This is a genomic window from Pedobacter sp., from assembly GCF_035317785.1.
Classification (GTDB): Bacteria; Bacteroidota; Bacteroidia; order Sphingobacteriales; family Sphingobacteriaceae; genus Pedobacter.
The window spans coordinates 1-2535 of record NZ_DATHGC010000156.1; the positions used below are offsets into that span (position 1 = coordinate 1).

At 43.1% G+C, this 2535-nt stretch carries 3 protein-coding genes and 1 tRNA gene; 3 read left to right on the top strand and 1 reads right to left on the bottom strand.

Translation table 11 applies throughout. The features are described from left to right. Positions 1-191: 191 nt before the first annotated feature. Positions 192-491 carry a DUF3817 domain-containing protein gene (locus VK541_RS09715; RefSeq protein WP_324369407.1) on the top strand — a complete coding sequence of 100 codons (300 nt, stop codon included), beginning with the start codon at positions 192-194 and terminating at the stop codon, positions 489-491. A gap of 45 nt (positions 492-536) precedes the next feature. Next, a tRNA-Leu gene (locus tag VK541_RS09720) sits at positions 537-619 on the top strand. A 239-nt stretch (positions 620-858) separates the two neighbouring features. Here the strand turns inward: VK541_RS09720 and VK541_RS09725 are convergent. Next, positions 859-1857, bottom strand: coding sequence for a GlxA family transcriptional regulator (locus tag VK541_RS09725; RefSeq protein WP_324369409.1), 999 nt, complete (start codon positions 1855-1857; stop codon positions 859-861). Positions 1858-1996: 139 nt separating this feature from the next. Here VK541_RS09725 and VK541_RS09730 point away from each other — a divergent pair, with 139 nt between their 5' ends. Next, entirely contained in the window at positions 1997-2515 is a 519-nt protein-coding gene (locus tag VK541_RS09730) for a dihydrofolate reductase family protein (protein WP_324369411.1), read from the top strand. Positions 2516-2535 lie beyond the last annotated feature (20 nt).

Genomic DNA, 2535 nt, shown 5'->3' on the forward strand with positions numbered 1-2535 from the left:
GCTCGGGCAGGGCTACCTGGTGATGATCGTCGTAATTATTGGTTCGCTGGCCGGGACTTATGTGTATGGTTTATGCAGGGACCGATTGCCACACTAAATTCTTCCTCCGTTAAGTGAGTGTAAAAAAGATAAATACAGGATTTTTGTGGGTTTGATTAGTGTATTTTAGCCTCTAAAATCAATTTCATCAGATGAATACACTAGCCATATTTAGAAAAATTGCCGTTGCCGAAGGCTTCTCTTATGTTTTATTGGTTTTTATAGCCATGCCATTAAAGTATTGGGCCGATATGCCACTGGCAGTTAAATATACTGGCTGGGCACATGGTCTGTTGTTTGTGTTGTATATTATGCTGATGATTATGGCCTGGACAGAATACAAATGGAACTTTAAGAAGGCTGTGGTGATCGCAGGGGCGTCTTTGATTCCCTTTGCCCCGTTTTGGGTAGACAAAAAGCTAAAGGAAGATAATTCAAATAAATCTTGGTAATTATGGATGCAATTGATACATTTGCATCCCGCTGAATAAGCAAATGCCCAGCTGGCGGAATTGGTAGACGCGCTGGTCTCAAACACCTGTGGGAAACCGTGCCGGTTCGACTCCGGCGCTGGGTACCAAGCCGGAGTTTGATCTAATCTTAGATCGAACTCCGGCTTTTTTTTCCTAACCCTTTATTAATGTGGTTGATAAGTAAGGCTGCGAGGTTGACATTACCGGTTCGACAATTATTTTCTAAAATCACCCCACTTTTCGGGAAATGTCGACCGATGATATTCTTTTTTCCTCAATATAGCCGTCAGAATACAAATCCATCATTAAGTCCTAAAGTCTATTCGTATCGAAGGTAATTTCATCTTCACGTCAATGCACAGTTAATCACCACGCCCTTATTGTATTTACGCCTATATTCAGATGGCAAAATTCCTGTACTCTTTCTAAATACTTCGCGAAACGTTTTAGCATCTGAATAGCCTAAATCATACATTACTTCAGCAATTGTTTTACTGGTGATTTCAAATGCCTTTTTTGCAGCTTCAATTTTTACCCGTTGGCAATACTCAGCAGGTGTATTTCCTGTTGCTTTGATAAACCTTCTATCAAAGTTTCGCCTCCCCACAGAGAACATGGAAGACAAATGCTTAGCAGATATTTTTTCGTTCAGTTTACATTCAATATAGGCTTGTGCTTTTTTCACAATTTCATCGAGGTGGGACTTCTGCCCGGTAAATATGGTAAATGGTGATTGGCTTTGTCTGTCTATTTCAACTTGAAATATTTTAGAACAATAAATGGCTGTTGATCGGTCATAATACTTCTCTATAAGATAGATGATAAGATTAAGGAAAGAGTAACCGCCTCCATTCGTATAAATCCCATTTTCATCCGTGATTAATTTATCAGCTTGTAAAACCACTTTAGGGAACATGGTCCTGAAATCATCAACGGCATCCCAATGCGTAGAGCAATTTTTTCCATCCAGCAAACCTGTTGAAGCCAGCATAAATGCACCGGTGCACATACTGGAAATTTCAGCACCGTTTTTGTATTGTTTTACAATCCAGTCAGTCAGTAACTTGTTTCTTTTTATGGCCTTCTGATGAATTACTGATGGAATAATGATAAGTTGGGTTTGGGTGATGGTTGAAATGTTTACCTGTGGCCTCAATGTTAGCAAGCCGTTGTTGAATTCCGCCTTCTTTAAAACCCCTGCCAGTTCGATTTTAAACAATTCTTCCCTGCCCTGTTCTTTCCAGTAATGATTTGCACTAGTAAATATGTCGTAAGCCCCCAGTATACAGGATACACTGGTCAAGGTAGTCTGTCCATCAGGAACGATGATAGTAAGATGCTTCATTAAAATGCGTTTTTATCAAAAAAAAGTTTTTTGTCCAAATTACCTCGCTATAAAGTCCACTATGCCACCTTTATCAGATAACATCAGGCAGTACATTTGTTGAACAAACATTATACCTAATAATAAACCAGTGAAAAAAATGACAGAAAACACGTCCAGGAAAATGATCTCTGCAATGCAGGTCTCGTTGGATGGCTTCATCGAAGACCTCGACGGCAAATCGGACTGGGTTGATTCGTGGGCGGATGCGCTCCAGTTGATCGATGAAGTTGACACGTTTCTGTTAGGTGGGCACATGTATCCGGAATATGGCGAGTACTGGGAATCGATCCATGCGGATCCTCAGCGCATTCCGTTGCTGCCGGAGGTCCCGTCGCAGCAAGGGAGGCTCCCATCGAGCAGTGAGATTGAGTACGCGCGGTTCGCAGCGCAGACACCTCACGCTGTTCTATCGACTACACTCGAGAGCGTCTCGTGGCCCCCCAAGGCACAAATCGTCCGGAACCTCACCGAGCTTCGGTCTCTGAAGGACACGCCAGGAAAGAACATCTACGTCGTCGGCGGAGCAGGCCTCATAGCCAGCCTCATGGATGCGGACCTAATCGACGAGCTATGGCTGATCGTCCACCCGGTCATCCTCGGGAGCGGCAAGCCATAGCTCGTCGATTAGGTCCGCAT

Bases quoted from the DNA above. Each gene is read 5' to 3' on its own strand.
- VK541_RS09715 (WP_324369407.1), top strand. From the start codon at position 192: ATGAATACACTAGCCATATTTAGAAAAATTGCCGTTGCCGAAGGCTTC.
- VK541_RS09725 (WP_324369409.1), bottom strand. From the start codon at position 1,857: ATGAAGCATCTTACTATCATCGTTCCTGATGGACAGACTACCTTGACC.
- VK541_RS09730 (WP_324369411.1), top strand. From the start codon at position 1,997: ATGACAGAAAACACGTCCAGGAAAATGATCTCTGCAATGCAGGTCTCG.